A 19,983-nucleotide genomic window follows, 5' to 3' on the forward strand; every position below is an offset into this window, starting at 1 on the left:
AAATTAAAATTTGATAATATGTATATACTATGATATGATAAACTTTGTTTTGTAATATAAAAAAGAAAGAGGAGTTTTAATGGAAAATATTAATTTTAGTGATTTAAATTTAGATTCTAAGGTTCTTCAAGCAATTGATGATATGGGATTTGAAGAACCATCTCAAATTCAAGCTGAATCAATCCCTGTAATACTAGATGGGAACGACGTAATTGGTCAGGCACAGACAGGTACAGGAAAGACCTTAGCTTTTGGAGCACCTATGTTAAGCAAGATAACTACCAAAAGCAAACACATCTCAGCTCTTATAGTTACTCCCACCCGAGAACTTGCAATTCAAGTAAATGATGAGTTGTCCAGAATTGCTAAATTCAAAAAAGTAGCCCTATTACCTATATACGGTGGTCAACCTATAGACAGGCAGATTAGATCTTTAAAAAGAGGTGTGGATGTAGTAGTAGGCACCCCTGGGAGAATACTTGATCATATAAAGAGAAAAACTTTAGATCTTAGCAATATAGAATTTTTAATATTAGATGAAGCAGATGAAATGTTGGATATGGGTTTTATAGAAGATATAGAAAACATAATAAAAGCCGCAAATTCTAACAGACAGACATTACTTTTCTCTGCTACTATGCCAGATCAGATAAAGAAATTGTCTTCCAGGTATATGAAGTCAAATATTAAGAGTATAAAAATAGCTAAGAACACATTGACTGTAGATAAAACAAAACAATATTACTATGAGATAAAACAAAAAGATAGATTTGAATCTTTATGTAGAATTCTAGACGTAGATGAGCCTTCAAGTGCCATAATATTTTGCAAAACCAAACGTGGTGTAGATGAATTAGTAGAAGGTTTGCAGGCTAGAGGATACAATGTAGAAGGTATGCACGGTGACATGGGACAGAACCAGAGATTAAATACCCTTAGAAAGTTTAAAGAAGGTTCCCTTGAATTCTTAGTTGCCACAGACGTAGCTGCAAGAGGTATAGATGTGGAAAATGTCTCCCACGTTATAAATTATGACCTTCCACAGGATACAGAATCTTATGTTCATAGAATTGGAAGAACCGGAAGGGCAAACAAAGAAGGTATTGCCTATTCTTTAGTAACACCTAGAGAATACATACTTTTAAAGCAAATAGAGAAGTTCACCAAAAGTAAGATAAGAAGGAAGGAAATTCCTACAGTAGATGATATCTATGAAGCTAAGTATAAAAATATAGAGGAACAAGTTAAAAGCATTATATCTGAAGACAATTATAAAAACTTTATTCCTATAGCAACTGAATTAGATGAAGAATACAATCTAGTAGACGTAGCAGCTGCTCTTATGAAAATAATTTTTGACAAAGAATTGAGCTTTGATTATAAGGAAAATTCCTTAACTGTAGATGAAAAAGATGTTAGGTTATTCCTCTCAATAGGTAGAATGGATAATTTAACTCCTAGAAAACTTTTAAAATTTATAAGTGAAACTTCTTCAGTCGAAGCCTATGAAATAGGTGATATAGATATACTAAATAAATTTACATTTATAAATGTCCCAGAAAGAGTATCTTCTATTATATTGAAAAAAACTAATGGTAAAAAACTTCAGGGAAGAAGAGTTTCCGTTGAAGTGGCTAAAAGCAAAAAATCTCATTAGTTTACTTTAAGTATACTATTTAAACGTCTTATAATAAAACAATTAAGCCCTATGTCCCAAGGAATACGTCTCAATTTAAGGGTTTTGGGGCTTTTTGTAATTTAAAAATATTGTTTCTAAATTATATATACACATATAAAATTGCAAAAATTTTTATCATAATAATATTTACCATAATACCTCATATTAAATAGATTTTAAAGCAATACTTTAATAGAAAAGGAGATTTACAATGTCTAAAATATTTTTTAAAGGCAGTTGTATGCTGAATCCTGTACCTTCAGTACTTATAACTTCAAAAAGTAAAAATAGCGATATAAATGTGTTCACTGCTGCCTGGATAGGCACTGCATGTACTAAACCACCTATGATTACTATAGCTATAAAACCAGAGAGATTATCCTATAAATACATAAAGGAGACAATGGAATTTGCAGTAAACCTTCCCTCTAGAAATTTAACCAGAATTGTAGATTTATGCGGTGTAAAATCTGGCAGAGATTTTAATAAAATAAAAGAATGTAAATTAGAATTAGAAAAAAGCGAAAAAATATCTGTTCCTTGCATAAAAGAATGTGCTGTTAACATGGAATGCAAGGTTAAAAGCATAATTCCTCTTGGAAGCCATCATTTATTTATAGCTGAAATTTTATCGGTTCACGTAGATGAAAATCTAATAGACAATAAGGGGAAAATACGTTTAGAAAAAGCTAATCTCATATGTTATTCTCACGGAGAATACTTTCCTATAAATTCAAAACCTCTAGGCAAATTCGGATTTTCCGTCAAGAAGAAAAGGTAGTTTTAAATTAAAATACATATAACTTAAAAATAAACCTATACGTAAGAACATTTTTACAACAAACAAGTGCATTTAAATATTTTGTACATAAGTCTTAGTAAAAAATTCGTAAAAACTTAGGGCTTTTGAATTGTTTGAGGTACAAGTTTTCAAAAGTTCTTAGTTTTTTTAGAATTTTTTATCTAGACTTATCAAAATATTTAACCGGACTTGTGTTTGTAAAAAATGTTCGGAGTATAAGTTTATTTTTCCTTAAAATACCTACATGGATATTTTATTCTCCTACATCTATCCATTCTCCTTTTGTAAGTTCACTTATTTCTGAGGGACTTATTTTAAGTGCATATTCTTTAGATCCTGCTGCAGGATAAACATAATCGAAGTCCTTTATTGAATCGTCCAAATAAATTTTAATATTATTTTTTAATCCAAAAGGACACAATCCTCCTACAGGATGACCTGTAATTTGAAGCACCTCATCGTGATCTAGCATTTTTGCCTTAATTTTAAAATTCTTTTTAAATTTCTTATTGCTTACTCTAAGATCTCCTCTCATAACTATGAGTATATCCTCATCTTTAAGTTTAAATGCTAAAGTCTTTGCTATATACTTAGGATCTGTATGTATAGTCTCCGCAGCCTCTTGAACAGTTGCTCCACTTGACTCCAATTTAAATACTGGATTTTCCAATCCCTTCTCTAAAAAGTAATTAACTACATTTTCTACACTCATATTTTTATTCCTCCATTTTTTATACTCAAAAAAATCTTCCTGTAGATAAGTCTACAGGAAGATTTATATTCTTCCACTTCTTATCTTTCAGGTAATACCTGCTGGAATTGGCACCGTTGGATTACATCCAGGTTGCCGGGCTTCATAGGGCCAGTCCCTCTGCCGCTCTTGATAAGAACTTAATATTTAATTTAATAAATTGTAGCAAACTGCTAATTATTTGTCAACATATTTTCATCAATTTAACTTATAAAAATAAAACATTCAACACACTTATTTTACAATAATTTTTCAACCTGCACATCATAACTTCCATCAGGAGATGCCACAGTTGCCTTTTGACCTACTTTTAGTTTATAAAGTGCCTTTCCTAAAGGAGACTCTATACTTATCTTCATATTCTTAACATCTGCTTCTACTGTACTAACTAAGGTAACTTCTTCAGTTTCATCTACGTCACAAAATTTTACTAATGCGGTTTTATTTATATCGAATACATCTGCTTCCGAAGAGCTTTCGATTATTACTGCATTCTTGAGCTGAGCTTCAAGTTCCTGTATTCTAGTCTCAGTCATAGATTGATCATCTTTTGCAGCATCATAATCTGCATTTTCACTTAAATCACCTTGTGCACGTGCTGCTTTCAACGCTAACTTGATTTCTACCCTCTTAACTGTTTTTAAATATTCTAATTCATCTTCTAACTTTTTTTTACCTGATTCTGTAAGAATCACATCTTGCATAAAAAAATCACCCACTATTCTAAATTTTATCTGATGGCTACCTACTGTAACACTTTCACTAAGTAAGATTCATTGATAAGGCTTTGCTGCAAAACTTGATAAATTTTGTATAAGTTTAATAGCTTTTATACATTTATTTACTTTACTATTTTATTATAATATTACTAATTAAATAATACAAGTTAAATGACGAAATCACTTATTATGCATACTATTTAAACCCATATTCCGCAAATAATGTGACGTTAAGATCATATTGACATTAAAATATCTATCATTATATAATATTATTGGAAGTAAATTTGAAAAGACATTCTCACAATGAATTTGTGTGTAATGAGAGCATATAAATCTAAGAATTTCTTACTTGGATTTTATGTGCTTTTTTTGATGAATAAACTACGAAATTAAATAGAAATTATATATAGGAGGCTTTGACTTATGAAAATAAATTTGAAAGATATTTTTCTTATACTAGTAGGTTCACTTTTCGTAGCTTTTGGCACTTATTTTTTTCTAGCTCCAAATCATATAGCAGCTGGAGGAACAAGCGGTATCGCTATAATTATAAACAGTATATTTCCAAATATTCCAATAGGCCTTTTAATGATGGGCATGGAAGTTATACTTTTTACCATTGGTATAATTGTAATAGGACCTGTGTTTGGTGGTAAGACCATATTTTGTAGTTTTTCTATATCCGCTCTTGTACTTTTAATGGGAAAAATATATCCCAATATAAAGCCTTTCAGCAATGATACTTTAATTCAACTTATATTAGGCATACTCATATGTGGATTAGGTATGGGAATTGTATTTAACTTAAACGCCTCTACTGGTGGGACAGATATAATTGCAAAAATAATAAACAAATACACTCAAATAAGCATAGGCAAATCTGTTCTAATGGCAGACATCGCAATAACTATAGCAGCAACCCTAATACTTGGAGTAAGCAAAGGAATGTATGCAATTCTTGGAGTAATATTGAACTCTACTATAATTGATAAAGTTATATTAAGTTTGAACTCCTATAAGCAAGTTGCTATAATAAGTAACAATGGTGAAAATATAAAAAAATATATTGTAAATGAACTATCTAGAAGTGCGACTATCTATTACGCCAAAGGAGCCTATAAAAATAGCAATAAAGAAGTTATAACCACCATTTTGGACAGAAAACAGTTTTTAAAGTTAAAAAATTATATAAAAGTTTTAGATGACAAAGCCTTTATTACTGTAAATGATGTAAATGAAGTACTAGGAGAAGGATTTACTCGTATAATATAAAAAACTGTATAGTTTTTTATATTTAATTTTCATTGTAGAATAATAATCCAACTCTTGGTAATAATTTAAATTAGTACTTAAACTAGAGGAGGATGTAAAAATGGCACTGCCAAATCACATAGGTATAATTCCAGATGGAAACAGGCGCTGGGCAGTTAAAAGAGGGTTAAGCAAAGAAAAAGGATATAGTTTTGGTCTAAAACCTGGAATAGAATTATTTAAATTATGTGAAAAATTAGGAATAAATGAGTTAACCTATTATGGATTCACTACAGATAATACTAAAAGACCATCAATTCAAGCTAAAGCCTTCACCAAAGCTTGTATAGAAGCTGTAAAAATACTTTCAAAAGAAAATGCTTCTCTTTTAGTAGTTGGAAACTCTGACTCTCCTATGTTTCCAAAAGAACTTCTCCCTTATATGGTTAGAAAAGATTTCGGTAAAGGGGGAATAAAAGTTAATTTTTTAGTAAATTACGGGTGGGAATGGGATTTAGGTAAAACTAAAAATTTATCAACTACAAATAGACATTCCATTATATCCAGTCTAAATTCCCATGATATATCAAGAGTAGATTTAATAATAAGATGGGGTGGTAGAAGAAGGCTCAGCGGATTTTTACCAGTTCAATCTGTATATTCAGATTTTTACATAATAGATGACTATTGGCCTGATTTTAAAATGGAACATTTAATACATGCTCTAAAATGGTACAACGATCAGGATATAACTTTAGGCGGATAACTTTCTTAATTTAAATATAGAGTTTCTAGATTGAAGTTACCTTATACAAAGCATATAATGACAAATTTTAGCACCATAAAAGCTTTTGACAATTCTAAAGCTTGGCATTTTGAAAATCTAAGAACCTTAGATAAACTCGTACCTTAAACATATCTAATCTCCTAAGATTTTCTAAAATGCCTTGCTAAGACTTATGGAAAAGTTTTTAAAGGTGCTTTCAATTTTGTCATTACATTTTATGTATAAGTTGATTCCTTGCTTAGAATACCTATAATCATATTTGTTTAATTTACATATAATAAATTGTGTGTTTATTTTCCTATTATTTAGGTTATATTGAAGTCAATTTTCTTTATCAATTGATAATACATATCGAAGTAGTCTTCTATTGACTTATAATGATTTTTGTCCTATTATAATAGGTATTAGTTCTTATCATTTGATAACTGCTAAATTTTAGGGGAGATGTTTTTTAAATGGATGAAAAAGTAAAGACAGCAAGACTTTCTATAATTTCTAATGCATGTTTAATAACTATGAAATTAATAGTTGGGATAATTACAGGATCAGTTAGTATCCTGTCAGAAGCCATACATTCAACTATGGATTTAATTGCAGCTATAATATCGTTTTTTTCTGTTAAAATATCATCCAAGCCTGCAGATGCAGAGCATCCTTACGGGCACGGTAAATTCGAAAATGTATCCGGTGTAATTGAAGCACTGCTTATATTTGCTGCATCCATATGGATAATAGTAGAAGCTATAAAAAAGATAGTAAGCGGAGGAGAAGTATCCTCATCCAGTCTAGGATTCTTTGTTATGTTTTTTTCTGCTGCAATAAACTTTTTAGTATCCAAAAGATTATATAAAGTAGCTAAAAAAAATGACTCTATTGCTTTAGAAGCAGATGCTCTTCATCTTAAAACAGATGTATATACTTCCCTTGGAGTTGGCATAGGGCTTTTTCTAATATGGATTACAAAACTGCATTTTCTAGATCCTGTAATAGCAGTAATTGTAGCTTTATTTATTTTAAAGGAAGCCTTATGTCTGCTAAAAAAAGCTTTTAATCCATTAGTAGATGTAAAATTATCTGATAAGGAAATCAGTATTGTAAAAGATTGTATATCTAAATACAGTTCCGGTTACTGCAACTTTCACAAACTTAGAACAAGAAAATCTGGAAATAAAAGATATGTGGATGTTCATTTAGTATTTCCTGAAGATATGCATATAAAAGATGCTCATAAATTGTGTGATGACATAGAAAACGAAATGAGTCATTCACTTCAAAATACAGAAGTAATGATTCATCTGGAATCCTGCGATGATAAATGTACTAGCTGTAGACTTGCTGATACAACAAAATGCAAAAATAGATAGGATTTTATCATCCTATCTATTTTAATGTTTTTTATTATTTATCTTCTACTTCATTTAAAGCTTTAACTAAACTGTTAACATCAATGCCATGTACTGCAGCAGCTTCTTCAACTGTTTCTGCTAAAGATGCAGGACAGCCTATGCATCCCATTCCAAAATTCATTAATGTTTCAGCATATGCTGGCTTCATTTTTACTATTTCACCTATAGTTGTATCTTTAGATATCTTTGCCATAATTTTCAACCTCACTTTTCACTTTTTAATTTATATATTCATTTAATTTTTTAATATACTTTTTATTAACAAATTCCAATTCTAAGATAGTACATTTAATGCCCTTACTAAATTATCTGCATTTAATCCATGTACATTTGCAGCTTCTTCTAATGTCTCTCCTTGAGATTCACCACAAGCCACACATTCCATTCCAAAAGTCATCAATCTTTCTGCATTTTTGGGATTCATTTTAATAATTTCAGCTATAGTCATATTCTTAGTTATTTCAGACATATTAAATACCTCCACCTACATTATTATAATTACATTAAATATATTTTATACAGTGAACTACCTTATACACAAATTTTATCAATTAACCTTTCTTATTAGGAGTATTTCTAGTAGATATCCCTGGAATAAATATAAAACTCAAGTCTATACTTATCATTTAAGATTATTACCTAATAGATATTGTCACCATCATAATACTACTAAACTTGTCATATATCAAGTTTTATATATAATTCCCTGCTATTTATTATTTGTCATCTTGCAAATAGTTGCATATTATAATGTGCAGCAATTATATATTCTACTTCTACCCTTTTCATGCCATTCATGTATAAAGTTACTTTTTATCCATAAGCTTAAAACTCGAATTAGTAATTTGAAAATTACCTTTTAATCCATCTGTGATATAAACTTTTTTATCTTTTGTAATAAATATAGCCTGTAATCCATTTTTTTTGTTTACATAGTCCATTCCCTTATCCACTCCTAGATAAAATATATTTTTAGTCATGGCATCAGCATCTATAGAAACATCTGTGACTAAGGTAACGCTAGCTAAATTATTATCCATAGGATATCCTGTAAAGGGATTTAATATATGGTGATATTTTTTCCCATTCTTTTCGAAATATCTTTCATATATGCCTGAAGTTACTACAGTTTTATTTGTAACATTTAAGCCCCCAGCAGGATCTCCTCTTGTTTTAAAAGGATCTTGTACTCCTATGTTCCATGGTTTTCCGTTAGTATTAGTATTTATAGCTAAAATATTTCCTCCCAAGTTTACAATGGCGTGTTTAACCCCATTTTCCTTTAGTATTCTTGCAGCCTCATCTGCAGAATATCCCTTTGCAATTCCACCTAAGTCCAAAGACATACCCTGTCTTTTTAGCATTACCTTACTATCCTTTTCATCTAATAATAGATCTTTATAATTGATAAGTGATTTCTTTTCATCTATTTCGCTTTGAGAAGGAAGTCTAGCGTTATCTGTTCCTATTCCCCATAGTTTAACTAAAGGCCCAACTGTTATGTCAAAAGCCCCTGATGACTGTTCTGAATAGTATTTTCCCTTTTTTAAAACATAAAATGTATCCTTGGATACTTTGACAAAATTCTTACCTGCAGCATCTGCCACTGCATCCAATTCTGTGCCAGGTTTATTTACACTCATCTTATTTTCAATTTCTTTAATTCTGGCAAACGCTTTATCTATAACTGATTCAGGCTTATTGTCATATACCGTTATAGTACATATAGTACCAAGAATATATTCAGTTTTTGAAATAGGCTGCACATTGTCTTTTATACAAGAAGTTAAAGGAATTATAGAAACTATAATTATGATAATTAAAAATATATTTAGTTTTCTATTATGTTTCATATCATTTAACCTTTCTAATAAAAAATAATTTACTTTAGCTTTATAGGCAAACCACAAGCTACCATATATACTTCATCACTAAAGCGAGCTATAAACTGATTAACCCTTCCTAAAATATCTACAAATACTCTGCTTAGCTTATACTCAGACACTACACTATATCCTACTTCATTAGTAACAATTAAAATATGCTTGTCACTATGTTTTACAGAAGATATTATATTATCTACTTCCTTAATTATATCCTTTTCTAATTTTTCTATGTCATCAGATGTAATATTGTCAAAGTCATAGTTTTTTTGAAAAATTATATTAGTTACCATAGTTCCTATACATTCTAACATTATGTATTTACTGCTGGATTTTTCTATAGCCTTGTCTAACTTAGTAAAACCTTCATAAGTTTCCCATTTCTGATTTCTTCTCAGTTTATGCTTCTCAATTCTCTTTTCCATTTCACTGTCGGTAACTACAGCAGTTGCTATATAAAGTACGTCATCTTCATTTTCAAGAATTTTCTCTGCAAATGTACTTTTTCCACTTCTACTGCCTCCTGTTATTAAAGTTATCTTTCCCATATCTTATCCTCCATATCATGCCAATAACTCTGTTTATAATAGCTTAGTAAGTATAACAGCAGCTATTATCATAGTAAGTATTTCTACCATCTCATTATCTGCCCCAAATAAGTCTCCTGTAAGGCCTCCAATTTTTTTGTTACAAAATACATTTATTAAAAGTGCCATAATCAAAGCAGCAGGTATCATTATAGCAGCATATTTTGGATTCATACCGCAAAGTAAAATAGCAATAGTTACAACAAGTGCTAGAAACATCTGTAACTTTCCTATATTTCCTATAAAGAAGTTTCCTGTTCCTGTTTTCTTAGCCGTTCTACCTATAAAAGCTATAAATACTATTGAAAATCTACCTATAACAGGTGCAGCTATTATTATAAAAGAAAACCTAGGCACTATAGAACAAAGAAGACTGTATTTTAATATTATATCCATAACTATAGTAGCACACGCATAAGTTCCTATTCTGCTATCTTTCATTATCTCTATAATTTTGTCATTACCTTTAAAGGCAAAAAAACCATCACTCATATCTCCTAGTCCATCTAAATGCAGTGCACCTGTAATTATGATACCGAGTAAAAGTATTATAGCTACACTTACATTTACAGGAAGCACCATTATACATAGTTTGTACACTATCCATTGAATTCCCCCTACCAATAGTCCTATAACTGGCATAAAGACAGTGCCTCTCCTAAAATTTTCTTGTTCACAAGAGAAGCTTTTATTAATTGGAATTCTAGTCATAAATTGAACCATTAAAAAGAAATCATTTATTAAATTCTTCAAAGTAATTACCCCCTAGTATAATCTATAGTATATTTGAATAAAATTGTAATCAATATTATGTATTAACATGGGTGATACTATCTATAAATAAATTACTATATTCATACTTAACTAGAGTAATATCTCCATTCTTTGAAGAAAATTTCCAGAAAAAATCAAGTATACCATTTAAAACATAACAATAAACTGATCTTATAACACCGCTGTGAGTAACTACTAAAACGTTGTCTTTGTTTAACTTTAAAATATCATCCATAAAGCTTTTTACTCTAGAATAAAATTCAACATAACTTTCTCCTTCAGGTGGTGACACACTTTTCCAATCGTCACTCCACTTTTTCCATTCTTCAGGGTAAAGTTTCATTATTTCTTTGTAATTTTTACCTTCAAACTTTCCAAGATTCATCTCATTTAATCTTTCATCTGTAATAATCTCCTTAGAATTACTTCCTAAAATTATCTTAGCTGTCTGAGATGCCCGTTTTCTGTCACTTACATAAATATCATCAAATTCTATATTACTTAAAAGCTTTTTTGTCTGTTCTGCTTGACTTAAACCCTTTTCATTTAAAGATACGTCAAGTCTTCCATAATAATATTTATTATTATTTTCATTTGTTTGTCCATGTCTTACAAAATAAATATTCATGAGTTTTACCCTCCTGCATAAAGCCAGCATTGCGTGCTAACTTACCTTAGTTATTATATAATATTTGAATAAAATATACAAATTCTAAGGATAAATGTAAAAAAATAAGAGTGAAAATTTCCGCTCTTATTTTAAATGAGAAATAGGTATAAAGTATGTTAACTTATTAACTTTTACAAGTTAATAATACCACAATTTTCTTAATAATCAAGCTTTTTATGATAATAAATATATATTTTATAACCTTTTATTAATTTATGATGATTTTGTTTCAGTTATGTATTGTATATTTATTAACAACTATATATATGTTATCTTAATCAATATAAGTATATAACATTTATTATAATAATTACCACAAATTTAATTTTGACAACTAATAATTTTTATTATATAGTAGAATTGATTATAAAATAAGGATGGTGCATATGGATAATTTAACTTCTATTTTTAGAGAAAAAAAGCTAAAACTTACCCCACAGCGTATTGCTGTATATAAATATTTACAATCTACCAAGAAGCATCCTTCGGCTGAAACCATATATAAAGCCCTTCAGCTAGAATATCCTACTATGAGCCTAGCAACTGTTTATAAGGCTCTAAAAACTTTAGTTGATGTAAATTTAGTACAGGAAATCAATATAGGAGAAGGCAACTTTAGATATGATGGAAATGTTCATCCTCATTCTCATATACAGTGTATAGTTTGTGAGAAAGTAGATGACGTAGAAGGAATTTGTTTTTCTAATTTAAATGATAAAATTAAAGATTGTGTTGACTACGAAGTATTAAGTAATCATGTTTATTTTTACGGCATATGTAAAGACTGCCAAAAAAATTCTAAAGAATAATGCTTGTGGGTAGCAAAATCTAAGGCAGTTATCTTTTATAATTAAGATAACTGCCTATTTTTAAGAGGACTCATCTACTACTTCATTCCATTCATTTTTAGTGTATTTTCCAGAAAGTATACTGTCAACCTTGCTTGATATATTATTTTTAAAGCTTTCTGGTACATTATATATAAATGCTATATTGTCTTCCGTGCTGTTTTCTAAATGAGTTATTACACACTTTTTTATACCATCTTTTGAAATGTCTGAGCTTTTAAATCCTGTTACAAAACCTTTGTCACTTAACTTCTTTTGAGCATCTTTTCCAAATGCAAACTTTATAAATTCGTTTGTCTCTTCTGTGTTCTTACTACTTATAAGAACACTCATTATAGCATCTGCCATAATTGGGACTTTTAACTGACTTTTAGAATTTGGGCTATAGTACTCAAAGCATTTTATATTTTTGCTTTTTAAATTATTCACATAATATGAAGATGCTATTATTACTGGAATGTCTCCTTTGTCAAACTTTTTTAAACTTGATTCATTTCCTATTTCAAAAGTATCCTTGTTTATAGATCCATTTTTTACAAGATCATTTAACAAATCGAAACTTTTTTGAACCTCAGTTAACTTTTTGTATGCAGAAGGTCCGCTATCATATATATTTTCAAGTTTCTTCATAGTAATTGTATTGCTTGATATAATAGAAAATAAAGTATTATTAATATCCATTCCTTCATTAAGAACTACAGGTACTCTCATTGATGTAGAGTTCATTGTCTTCAAAGAAGCATTAAATTCATCTATATTATTTGGTATTTTTAGGCCTAACTTATCGAAGGCACTTTTATTGCAGAGTATCTCTATAGTATAAGGCATTACAGCAATTCCATAATATCTATCATTAAACCTACCATAAGATTTTACTGAAGTATAATATTTATCAGTTAATTTATTTTGTTCATACGTATTTCCCATATCCGCTAAAAGTCCTTTTCTAACTAACTTTAGCATGTCATTTCTTGAAGCAATTACGATATCTATATCACTAGATTCACTTACATTTTCATCCACTTTTTCTCCTATCGCATTATTTATGTTTACCTTTACTTTAGGATTTTTCTTTTTATATTCATCTGTTAAAAATTTTATTATATTTAAAGATTCTTTATCCTTTACACCTACATATACATTTATCTGTCTATTTTTTTTGAGTGTTTCTGTATTTTTCCCACATGCAGATAAATTAAATAACAATATTATCATTAATAAAAATGTAATTGTCTTATTTTTGAGCATAAATTCTATCATCTCCTTTAAATATAATTTAAGCCCCTTTTCTATAAATTTATTTTGTACATAATAATTAAATATATAATACATTCATATAATTAAGTGGAGGTGAAATTTATGAAATTTAGGATAATATTTCTAAAGAAAAAATATATCTACTTTTTTATATTACTATTGATATTTATATCAGCAGTCATAATTTTTATAGTATCCAGAAGCTCTTCTCCTTCATTTAACACTATTTCAAATAATAAAAAAATAAAAGCAGATTTTAATGGTGATGGAAAAGATGATATATTATCTATTGTGCGTAATGAAAATAAGTATTCAATGAAAGTAATGATTGGAGATAAGTCCTTTAATTTTCAAACAGATAGAAATTCCCCTACAATCGAAAGTTATTCTCCTTATTGGCCCATTAGAGTAATTCTTATGGATGTATCCAGAAATAAGATTCCTGAAATATTTGTACAAGGTTCCATTGCAAATAAACCAGTTCAACGTGTTTTTACATTCAATAATAACAAATTTGATAATATATTTTCAAATTATAACAACATATTGGGATTTATAGACTGTAAAAACAACAAGACACCAAAAGTAATATCTGGTAAACTCCAAGGAGACAGCATGACACTTTCAAATTACATTTTTTTAAACTATAAATTTAAAAATTACAATTATGAGAGTGACAGTACTTTTATGGGAAAGGATACTATATGTGCATTTATTAAATTAATTCAAGGACTTCCTCAAAGTGAATCCTACAAACCTAAAGATATATTTTATTCTAGCATATCCAGTGAAAATATGTCTCTAATAGGTAACATGTCCGGTGAAAACAACTCCTATGTATTTCAGGATGCACTGTTCATGGAAACTAAATGTGATACAAATGGAAATACTTCTGAGTTATCCTGGACATTAAACTTTAAAGCCATTTCTAACACAGATACCAACATAGTAAAAAATTATACTCTAAACTTAGTTCTCATACCAGATAAAAGTAGTGAAAAAAAATATCATTTTAAAATTGCATCTATGTATAAAGCTAAATAAAAAAGGGACCGTTCTCGCGGTCCCAAGGGGGATGGGGGGTTATTACATCAAATAACATTTTTATTACTTGATGCTAGGAGATTTAAATCTCCTAATTACATTTATTATAATGTCCCATTCCAAACAAATTATTCATAAAAATTAAAATTTTTAATATATTTTATACAATTCCTCTAATTCTCTCTTTATATCTTTTCTAAGCTCTATAGGTTCAATTATTTCCGCATCTTTTCCAAAGCTCAGTACCCATTTTTTAATGTCTTCCAATTCATTTAAGTATATAGTAAAAAGTATCTTTCCACCTTCAAGCTGGTCTATATGCTGATGTATATGCCATGTAGTATCTTTTATAAAAGCAGCTTCCTTCTCACTAAACTTTATTACTACCTTTATTTTATCACCCATAAATATACCCCAGTTCTTGTCCAAATATTCTTTTAGTGAAAATGTATGAGGTCTCATATATATATCTTTACTAATTTTCAAATTTTTTACTCTATTTAGCTTAAAGCTGCGTATATCACCTTTCATATGACAATAGCCTATTATATACCAATCTCCTTCTTTAAATATCAAATCGTAGGGATCTATTTTTCTCATAGTTAAATTATTTTTATTTACTGAAAAATAATTTATGCTTAAACTTCTTCCCCTGCTCATAGAATAATTTATCTTAGATATCTTATCTTCTAGATTTTCCATATTTCCTACATAATTTATTGAAAAATTCTTATTGTCATTTATTTTACTTAAATCCTCATTTTTATTTACATTTACGCTTTTTACTTTAAAAATCGCATTTTTTAAATCCTTTTCATACACAAAACCATTTTTTGATGTAAGTATTTCCTCCGCCATAAGAAGAGCTTCCAGTTCATTTTCACTTAAGTTGGAAGGTTTTATATAAAAATTTTGGTCTATATAAAATCCACCATTTCTTCCTTTTTTTGTATATATAGGTACACTTGCTTCATTTAAATTTCTTATATATCTATATATAGTTTTTTTATCCACTTCCAAAATTTCAGATAATTCTGATGCAGTAGTTAAACCTTTATATTGCAGCATTATTATAATTTCTAATAAATTAGAAATTTTAGACATAGTCCTTACCCCCAATATATTTAGTGTTTATAATAATTTATATCGTTACTTTTTATAAACTTTTTAGTAAAACTTTATTCTAAATTAAACCTGTTCTAGTTTAATTTAGAATTTTAGGTATAATCTTTAATTTTAGTATCAAATTTTTTACCTATGAATAATATATATTATAAATTAATTATGTTTAATTTAAATAAATACAAATCTGTTTACTTAAAAATGAGGGGTGAATATGATGTCAAAACACCATCGCAAAAATTACAATACTGGTTTCAATTTAGGTGATCTTCTAAATAATATAGATATAACTCAACTTGTCTCAATAATATCTGCCCTAGGTGGTAACTCCAGAAACTCTTCCAATGACCAATTGGGTGCAATGTTGAGCAATCTAAATTTAGGGGATATTTCCAAGAAAAATAATGTGCCTGAGTTTAATCAGTCCAATATAAACTCTCAGCTTGCAGAATTGGAAAGAAAATTGTCTCAAACGGAAGACAATAGCAGTGGAAAAGGTGAGATATTAGATGCATTAAGACAACTTCAAAATTCTCCAGACGCAGCTAAAATATTAAATAGTTTTATGAATTCCAATAATAATAATAAATAATTAAATTACATTTTTTTAATTATCTCCTTCAAAAGGGAGTGTTACAATAGCAATTTTTTAAATTGTTTTGAACACTCCCTTTTTATATTATTACATCATATTAAGTTTTTGCAGTAAAAGTGCTGCCACTGTTACTGAATTAAATGCACAATGATTGAAGACTGCATACCAGTATCCCTTTTTATTTATTAAATAGCAATTATAAATACCAATCCATAATATTATAGGGAATGCATTTAAACTAAAATGAATTACTGCAAATATTAAGCTACTCAAAATTGCAGCCAGATATACTCCCATTCTCTTAGTAAATATTTTTTTAAATAAAAGCCATCTAAATACAAATTCCTCAAGTATAGGTGCAAATATTATGACTACAGGTATCATTATCAAAAATTTATTTAAAGACATATTAGCCATATGTGTAACTATATCCTGCTGTTTTAATTCAACTCTAAAATTAGAAAGTATAATAGTTTCAGTTATAGATATACCTATTGTTATCAAATAAAATACCACCACTGCTGCTAAAGCTTTAAAAAATTTAAATCTTCTTATATCAAATTCATATGGTCCATCCCTATGTCTTAAATATCTTATATTTAAAAGCACAAATATAAAAGGTATAAAATTTTCCGTAAATATGCAAGTAATCATATAAGCTATTCCAATTAACACTAATAGTAAATTACTCTTCTTTTTATCTCTCCAAAACTTTGAAAACACTAAAAATGGTGGTACATATACAATTGAAAATACAAGGACATCCTTTATAATATCCAATTTAAACATGGCTAATTTCTCCTTGCTATTATTTGCTTGCCTTAACTTAAATTTATTCTATGAATCCTGCACTAATATTTTACCCTTTAATAGGAATTTATTGTAGATTCCAAAACTTCTAAAATTTTCTCTTTTCCTTGCTTATTTAATGCAGAAAAAGTTAAAATCTCATCTTCCCCACTCATTTTTAAAGTATCTCTTATAACTTTTAAATTCTTAGACAGTTGGTTCTTAGACACTTTATCAATTTTAGTAGCTACAATAGCAATATCATAGTTGTAGTGCTTAATCCACTTATACATAGTTATGTCATCAGCTGTTGGTTTATGCCTGCAATCTAAAATAAGCACTATCTTTTTTAATTGCTGTCTAGCATTTAAATACTTTTCTATTATGTTTCCCCAACTTTCCTTTTGTTTCTTGGAAACTTTTGCATAACCATATCCAGGTAAATCTACAAGATAAAAGTCATTATTTATTAGGAAAAAATTTATTTGCCTGGTCTTTCCAGGCGTAGCACTGACCTTAACTAGCTTTTTTCTATTTGTTAAGGTATTTATGAGTGAAGACTTTCCTACATTAGATCTACCTACAAAAGCTACTTCTACTCTGTTATCCACAGGATATTGCCTAGGACTTACTGCTGAAATTATAAATTCTGACTGTTTTATTTCCATAAATAATACCCCGCTTAATTATCTCTTAAGATTGCATTTTCAAGTACAGTATCTATATTATCTGCAAGTATATATTTCAATTTGCTTTTAACTGTCTTTGGAATTTTCAAAAGATCTTTTTCATTTTCCATAGGTATTATAACCGTATCTATACCTGCCCTATACGCTGCAAGACTCTTTTCTTTTAATCCGCCTATAGGAAGAACCCTTCCCGTTAATGTTATCTCCCCAGTCATAGCTACATTGTGTTTTACTTTATTTTTGTTAAGTGCAGATATCATTGCAGTAACCATAGTGACTCCTGCAGAAGGTCCATCTTTTGGTACTGCACCTTCTGGAACATGTATGTGCACATCATAGTTTTTATAAAATCCACTTTCTATTCCATATTTATGGGAATTAGCCCTTATATAACTATATCCTGTTTTAGCTGATTCCTTCATCACATCACCAAGTTGGCCTGTTAATTGCAGCTTACCATTTCCAGGCATTACGCTTACTTCTACAGGAAGAGTATCCCCTCCGTATCCTGTCCATGCCATTCCCGTAACTACTCCCACTTTATCTTCCTTATCTACCTTATCATAAGTAAATATTTCAGGTCCAAGGTAAGATTTTACTTTAGTTACAGTAACATTTATATTTTTCCTGCCCTTTTCCATAATCTCTGCTATTGCTTTTCTTATAATGGATGCAACTCTCCTCTCAAGACTCCTAACTCCTGATTCTCTAGTGTAACTGTCTATTAACTTGTATATAGCTGAATCCGAAAAAATAATTTTATTATCCCCTACCCCATTTTGTTCTAACTCTTTAGGTATAAGATGTTCTTTACATATATGAAGTTTTTCTTCACTAGTATACCCAGATACCTCTATTACTTCCATTCTATCAAAAAGTGGTCTTGGGACAGTTTCAAGGGTATTTGCTGTAGTTATAAACATTACATTTGACAAATCAAAATCTAACTCAAGGTAATGATCTCTAAATGTGCTGTTTTGCTCACTATCCAATACTTCTAAAAGAGCATCTGCAGGATCTCCTCTAAAGTCACCACTCATCTTATCTATTTCATCTAATAAAAATAGTGGATTTTTAGATTTGGCTTGTTTCATTCCATATATTATCCTTCCTGGAATAGCCCCTACATAGGTCTTCCTATGTCCTCTTATCTCAGCTTCATCCCTTACTCCTCCAAGGGACATCCTTACAAAATTTCTATTTAAAGCATGAGCTATAGACTTTGCAATAGAAGTTTTTCCAACTCCAGGAGGTCCTACAAGGCACAGTATTGGACCTTTAAGTGATTTACTCATTTTTTTAGCTGCAAGATATTCAATTATTCTATCTTTAACATCTTTTAGTCCATAATGCTCTTTTTCAAGTATTTCTCTAACAGACTTTATCTCTAAATTATCTTTAGTTTGGGCATTCCAAGGTAAATCAAGTATCCAATCCAAATAAGTTCTTATTACCCCCCCTTCTGCAGAATAGGTTCCTGTATTTTTTAATCTATCTAATTCATACAGTGCCTTATCTTTAACATCTTTAGGAAGCTTTGCTTTACTTATTTTGTTTTTATACCTTTTCATTTCTTTTTTATCTTCGTCATCTTCCCCAAGTTCTTCTTGTATTGCCTTTAGTTGTTCCTTTAAATAATATTCTTTTTGAACTTTATCTATCTTATTTTTTACTTTTACTCCTATTTTTCTTTCTAACTTTAAAATTTCTATTTCATTTACAAGTACACTTAAAAGCTTTTTAAGTCTTTCTTCTATGTCATAACATTCCAGGATTTCCTGTCTTTTTTCTTGCTTTAGCATTAAATATGAACTTACAGTATCAGCTAATCTTCCACAATTATTTAATTCATCTAATGTTATTATTGTTTCTACTGGTATGTTTCCAGACAATTTTATGTATTCATCGAATTTATCTTTAATAGTACGGGCTAGAGCTTCACAATTTTTATTGTCGCTACACTCTTCTCCGTCTTCCAAAATCTCCACTTCTACTTTAAAAAAGGGATCTTTACTTATACACTCTTTTAATACTGCCCTTGTTTCACCTTCTACAAGTACTCTAACTGTGTCTCCCGGCAATTTCAATATTTGTTTTATATTACAAATAGTACCTGTTTCAAAAATATCTTCTTCTTCTGGTTCTTCAATTTTAGCTTCTTTTTGAGCGGTTAAAAATATTTTTTGATCTACAAGCATAGCTTCTTCTAGTGCAAGTATGGATTTTTTCCTACCTACATCAAAATGTAAAACCATGTATGGAAATACAGTAATACCCCTCAATGGAATTAGAGGAAGAACTTTTAAGTTTTTATCCATCTTTCTCTCC

Annotated in this window: 21 protein-coding genes and 1 riboswitch; of the genes, 8 read left to right on the plus strand and 13 right to left on the minus strand. The window is 29.2% G+C overall.

Going from position 1 to position 19,983, the window contains the following annotated elements; translation table 11 throughout:
- The first annotated feature begins 79 nt into the window (after nucleotides 1-79).
- Together CLCOS_RS08940 and CLCOS_RS08945 are read left to right on the plus strand one after the other, a co-directional pair.
- On the plus strand, nucleotides 80-1,657 hold the full coding sequence (locus tag CLCOS_RS08940; protein WP_063601433.1) for a DEAD/DEAH box helicase: 1,578 nt from the start codon (nucleotides 80-82) through the stop codon (nucleotides 1,655-1,657).
- A 232-nt stretch (nucleotides 1,658-1,889) separates the two neighbouring features.
- The gene (locus CLCOS_RS08945; RefSeq protein WP_063601434.1) at nucleotides 1,890-2,459 is read left to right on the plus strand and encodes a flavin reductase family protein; all 570 of its coding nucleotides are present in this window, start codon (nucleotides 1,890-1,892) and stop codon (nucleotides 2,457-2,459) included.
- 274 nt (nucleotides 2,460-2,733) lie between these two features.
- On the opposite strand, the gene CLCOS_RS08950 is transcribed toward CLCOS_RS08945, so the two are convergent.
- Nucleotides 2,734-3,192: a YbaK/EbsC family protein gene (locus tag CLCOS_RS08950; protein ID WP_063601435.1), complete on the minus strand. Its 459-nt coding sequence runs from the start codon at nucleotides 3,190-3,192 to the stop codon at nucleotides 2,734-2,736.
- Between the two features lie 77 nt (nucleotides 3,193-3,269).
- Nucleotides 3,270-3,370: riboswitch (SAM riboswitch) on the minus strand.
- A gap of 100 nt (nucleotides 3,371-3,470) precedes the next feature.
- Nucleotides 3,471-3,935 carry a transcription elongation factor GreA gene (greA, locus tag CLCOS_RS08955; protein WP_013240169.1) on the minus strand — a complete coding sequence of 155 codons (465 nt, stop codon included), beginning with the start codon at nucleotides 3,933-3,935 and terminating at the stop codon, nucleotides 3,471-3,473.
- 441 nt (nucleotides 3,936-4,376) lie between these two features.
- Here greA and CLCOS_RS08960 point away from each other — a divergent pair, with 441 nt between their 5' ends.
- The 3 genes from CLCOS_RS08960 (at nucleotide 4,377) to CLCOS_RS08970 (ending at nucleotide 7,355) form a co-directional block, all read left to right on the plus strand.
- A complete protein-coding gene (locus CLCOS_RS08960; protein WP_013240170.1) occupies nucleotides 4,377-5,225 on the plus strand; it encodes a YitT family protein in 849 nt (282 codons plus the stop codon).
- A 100-nt stretch (nucleotides 5,226-5,325) separates the two neighbouring features.
- The gene (locus tag CLCOS_RS08965; protein ID WP_063601436.1) at nucleotides 5,326-5,970 is read left to right on the plus strand and encodes an undecaprenyl diphosphate synthase family protein; all 645 of its coding nucleotides are present in this window, start codon (nucleotides 5,326-5,328) and stop codon (nucleotides 5,968-5,970) included.
- 476 nt (nucleotides 5,971-6,446) lie between these two features.
- The gene (locus CLCOS_RS08970) at nucleotides 6,447-7,355 is read left to right on the plus strand and encodes a cation diffusion facilitator family transporter (RefSeq protein ID WP_063601437.1); all 909 of its coding nucleotides are present in this window, start codon (nucleotides 6,447-6,449) and stop codon (nucleotides 7,353-7,355) included.
- A 34-nt stretch (nucleotides 7,356-7,389) separates the two neighbouring features.
- Here the strand turns inward: CLCOS_RS08970 and CLCOS_RS08975 are convergent, their stop codons facing one another.
- The 6 genes from CLCOS_RS08975 to cobC all read right to left on the minus strand — a co-directional run bounded on the left by CLCOS_RS08975 (nucleotide 7,390) and on the right by cobC (nucleotide 11,269).
- Nucleotides 7,390-7,590 carry a DUF1858 domain-containing protein gene (locus CLCOS_RS08975; RefSeq protein WP_013240173.1) on the minus strand — a complete coding sequence of 67 codons (201 nt, stop codon included), beginning with the start codon at nucleotides 7,588-7,590 and terminating at the stop codon, nucleotides 7,390-7,392.
- A gap of 81 nt (nucleotides 7,591-7,671) precedes the next feature.
- Nucleotides 7,672-7,866 carry a DUF1858 domain-containing protein gene (locus CLCOS_RS08980; protein WP_063601438.1) on the minus strand — a complete coding sequence of 65 codons (195 nt, stop codon included), beginning with the start codon at nucleotides 7,864-7,866 and terminating at the stop codon, nucleotides 7,672-7,674.
- Between the two features lie 337 nt (nucleotides 7,867-8,203).
- A complete protein-coding gene (locus tag CLCOS_RS08985; RefSeq protein WP_063601464.1) occupies nucleotides 8,204-9,250 on the minus strand; it encodes an FAD:protein FMN transferase in 1,047 nt (348 codons plus the stop codon).
- Between the two features lie 29 nt (nucleotides 9,251-9,279).
- Nucleotides 9,280-9,828, minus strand: coding sequence for a bifunctional adenosylcobinamide kinase/adenosylcobinamide-phosphate guanylyltransferase (gene cobU, locus CLCOS_RS08990; protein ID WP_013240176.1), 549 nt, complete (start codon nucleotides 9,826-9,828; stop codon nucleotides 9,280-9,282).
- A gap of 33 nt (nucleotides 9,829-9,861) precedes the next feature.
- Entirely contained in the window at nucleotides 9,862-10,620 is a 759-nt protein-coding gene (gene cobS / locus CLCOS_RS08995; RefSeq protein WP_013240177.1) for an adenosylcobinamide-GDP ribazoletransferase, read from the minus strand.
- Nucleotides 10,621-10,675: 55 nt separating this feature from the next.
- Entirely contained in the window at nucleotides 10,676-11,269 is a 594-nt protein-coding gene (cobC, locus tag CLCOS_RS09000; protein ID WP_013240178.1) for an alpha-ribazole phosphatase, read from the minus strand.
- 428 nt (nucleotides 11,270-11,697) lie between these two features.
- Between cobC and CLCOS_RS09005 the strand changes: the two genes are divergently transcribed.
- Nucleotides 11,698-12,120 (plus strand): Fur family transcriptional regulator, encoded by a 423-nt coding sequence (locus CLCOS_RS09005; RefSeq protein ID WP_063601439.1) that lies wholly within the window; start codon nucleotides 11,698-11,700, stop codon nucleotides 12,118-12,120.
- A gap of 60 nt (nucleotides 12,121-12,180) precedes the next feature.
- Here CLCOS_RS09005 and CLCOS_RS09010 read toward each other — a convergent pair whose 3' ends face one another.
- Nucleotides 12,181-13,419, minus strand: coding sequence for an ABC transporter substrate-binding protein (locus tag CLCOS_RS09010; protein WP_148222388.1), 1,239 nt, complete (start codon nucleotides 13,417-13,419; stop codon nucleotides 12,181-12,183).
- A gap of 99 nt (nucleotides 13,420-13,518) precedes the next feature.
- On the opposite strand from CLCOS_RS09010, the gene CLCOS_RS09015 reads away from it, so the two are divergent.
- Nucleotides 13,519-14,460 carry an FG-GAP repeat domain-containing protein gene (locus CLCOS_RS09015; RefSeq protein WP_063601440.1) on the plus strand — a complete coding sequence of 314 codons (942 nt, stop codon included), beginning with the start codon at nucleotides 13,519-13,521 and terminating at the stop codon, nucleotides 14,458-14,460.
- A 150-nt stretch (nucleotides 14,461-14,610) separates the two neighbouring features.
- Here the strand turns inward: CLCOS_RS09015 and CLCOS_RS09020 are convergent, their stop codons facing one another.
- The gene (locus CLCOS_RS09020; RefSeq protein ID WP_013240182.1) at nucleotides 14,611-15,564 is read right to left on the minus strand and encodes a helix-turn-helix transcriptional regulator; all 954 of its coding nucleotides are present in this window, start codon (nucleotides 15,562-15,564) and stop codon (nucleotides 14,611-14,613) included.
- A gap of 235 nt (nucleotides 15,565-15,799) precedes the next feature.
- On the opposite strand from CLCOS_RS09020, the gene CLCOS_RS09025 reads away from it, so the two are divergent.
- Entirely contained in the window at nucleotides 15,800-16,174 is a 375-nt protein-coding gene (locus CLCOS_RS09025) for a hypothetical protein (protein ID WP_013240183.1), read from the plus strand.
- 90 nt (nucleotides 16,175-16,264) lie between these two features.
- Here CLCOS_RS09025 and CLCOS_RS09030 read toward each other — a convergent pair whose 3' ends face one another.
- From CLCOS_RS09030 to lon, 3 genes are all read right to left on the minus strand, one after another.
- Complete coding sequence (locus CLCOS_RS09030) at nucleotides 16,265-16,966, minus strand: CPBP family intramembrane glutamic endopeptidase (protein WP_013240184.1); 702 nt, start codon at nucleotides 16,964-16,966, stop codon at nucleotides 16,265-16,267.
- Between the two features lie 77 nt (nucleotides 16,967-17,043).
- A complete protein-coding gene (yihA, locus tag CLCOS_RS09035) occupies nucleotides 17,044-17,634 on the minus strand; it encodes a ribosome biogenesis GTP-binding protein YihA/YsxC (protein WP_063601441.1) in 591 nt (196 codons plus the stop codon).
- A gap of 14 nt (nucleotides 17,635-17,648) precedes the next feature.
- Entirely contained in the window at nucleotides 17,649-19,973 is a 2,325-nt protein-coding gene (lon, locus tag CLCOS_RS09040) for an endopeptidase La (RefSeq protein ID WP_013240186.1), read from the minus strand.
- Between the last annotated feature and the right edge of the window lie 10 nt (nucleotides 19,974-19,983).

The organism is Clostridium coskatii (assembly GCF_001675205.1).
Taxonomy (GTDB): Bacteria; Bacillota; Clostridia; order Clostridiales; family Clostridiaceae; genus Clostridium_B; species Clostridium_B ljungdahlii.

What these genes read in the sequence shown, in the direction of transcription:
- CLCOS_RS09010 (WP_148222388.1), bottom strand. Translation starts at nt 13,419, where the DNA reads ATGATAGAATTTATGCTCAAAAATAAGACAATTACATTTTTATTAATG.
- yihA (WP_063601441.1), bottom strand. Translation starts at nt 17,634, where the DNA reads ATGGAAATAAAACAGTCAGAATTTATAATTTCAGCAGTAAGTCCTAGG.
- CLCOS_RS08940 (WP_063601433.1), top strand. Translation starts at nt 80, where the DNA reads ATGGAAAATATTAATTTTAGTGATTTAAATTTAGATTCTAAGGTTCTT.
- CLCOS_RS08960 (WP_013240170.1), top strand. Translation starts at nt 4,377, where the DNA reads ATGAAAATAAATTTGAAAGATATTTTTCTTATACTAGTAGGTTCACTT.
- CLCOS_RS08985 (WP_063601464.1), bottom strand. Translation starts at nt 9,250, where the DNA reads ATGAAACATAATAGAAAACTAAATATATTTTTAATTATCATAATTATA.
- cobC (WP_013240178.1), bottom strand. Translation starts at nt 11,269, where the DNA reads ATGAATATTTATTTTGTAAGACATGGACAAACAAATGAAAATAATAAT.
- lon (WP_013240186.1), bottom strand. Translation starts at nt 19,973, where the DNA reads ATGGATAAAAACTTAAAAGTTCTTCCTCTAATTCCATTGAGGGGTATT.
- CLCOS_RS09020 (WP_013240182.1), bottom strand. Translation starts at nt 15,564, where the DNA reads ATGTCTAAAATTTCTAATTTATTAGAAATTATAATAATGCTGCAATAT.
- CLCOS_RS09005 (WP_063601439.1), top strand. Translation starts at nt 11,698, where the DNA reads ATGGATAATTTAACTTCTATTTTTAGAGAAAAAAAGCTAAAACTTACC.
- CLCOS_RS08970 (WP_063601437.1), top strand. Translation starts at nt 6,447, where the DNA reads ATGGATGAAAAAGTAAAGACAGCAAGACTTTCTATAATTTCTAATGCA.
- CLCOS_RS08975 (WP_013240173.1), bottom strand. Translation starts at nt 7,590, where the DNA reads ATGGCAAAGATATCTAAAGATACAACTATAGGTGAAATAGTAAAAATG.
- CLCOS_RS08950 (WP_063601435.1), bottom strand. Translation starts at nt 3,192, where the DNA reads ATGAGTGTAGAAAATGTAGTTAATTACTTTTTAGAGAAGGGATTGGAA.
- CLCOS_RS08945 (WP_063601434.1), top strand. Translation starts at nt 1,890, where the DNA reads ATGTCTAAAATATTTTTTAAAGGCAGTTGTATGCTGAATCCTGTACCT.
- CLCOS_RS08965 (WP_063601436.1), top strand. Translation starts at nt 5,326, where the DNA reads ATGGCACTGCCAAATCACATAGGTATAATTCCAGATGGAAACAGGCGC.
- CLCOS_RS09030 (WP_013240184.1), bottom strand. Translation starts at nt 16,966, where the DNA reads ATGTTTAAATTGGATATTATAAAGGATGTCCTTGTATTTTCAATTGTA.
- CLCOS_RS09025 (WP_013240183.1), top strand. Translation starts at nt 15,800, where the DNA reads ATGTCAAAACACCATCGCAAAAATTACAATACTGGTTTCAATTTAGGT.
- cobU (WP_013240176.1), bottom strand. Translation starts at nt 9,828, where the DNA reads ATGGGAAAGATAACTTTAATAACAGGAGGCAGTAGAAGTGGAAAAAGT.
- CLCOS_RS08980 (WP_063601438.1), bottom strand. Translation starts at nt 7,866, where the DNA reads ATGTCTGAAATAACTAAGAATATGACTATAGCTGAAATTATTAAAATG.
- CLCOS_RS09015 (WP_063601440.1), top strand. Translation starts at nt 13,519, where the DNA reads ATGAAATTTAGGATAATATTTCTAAAGAAAAAATATATCTACTTTTTT.
- greA (WP_013240169.1), bottom strand. Translation starts at nt 3,935, where the DNA reads ATGCAAGATGTGATTCTTACAGAATCAGGTAAAAAAAAGTTAGAAGAT.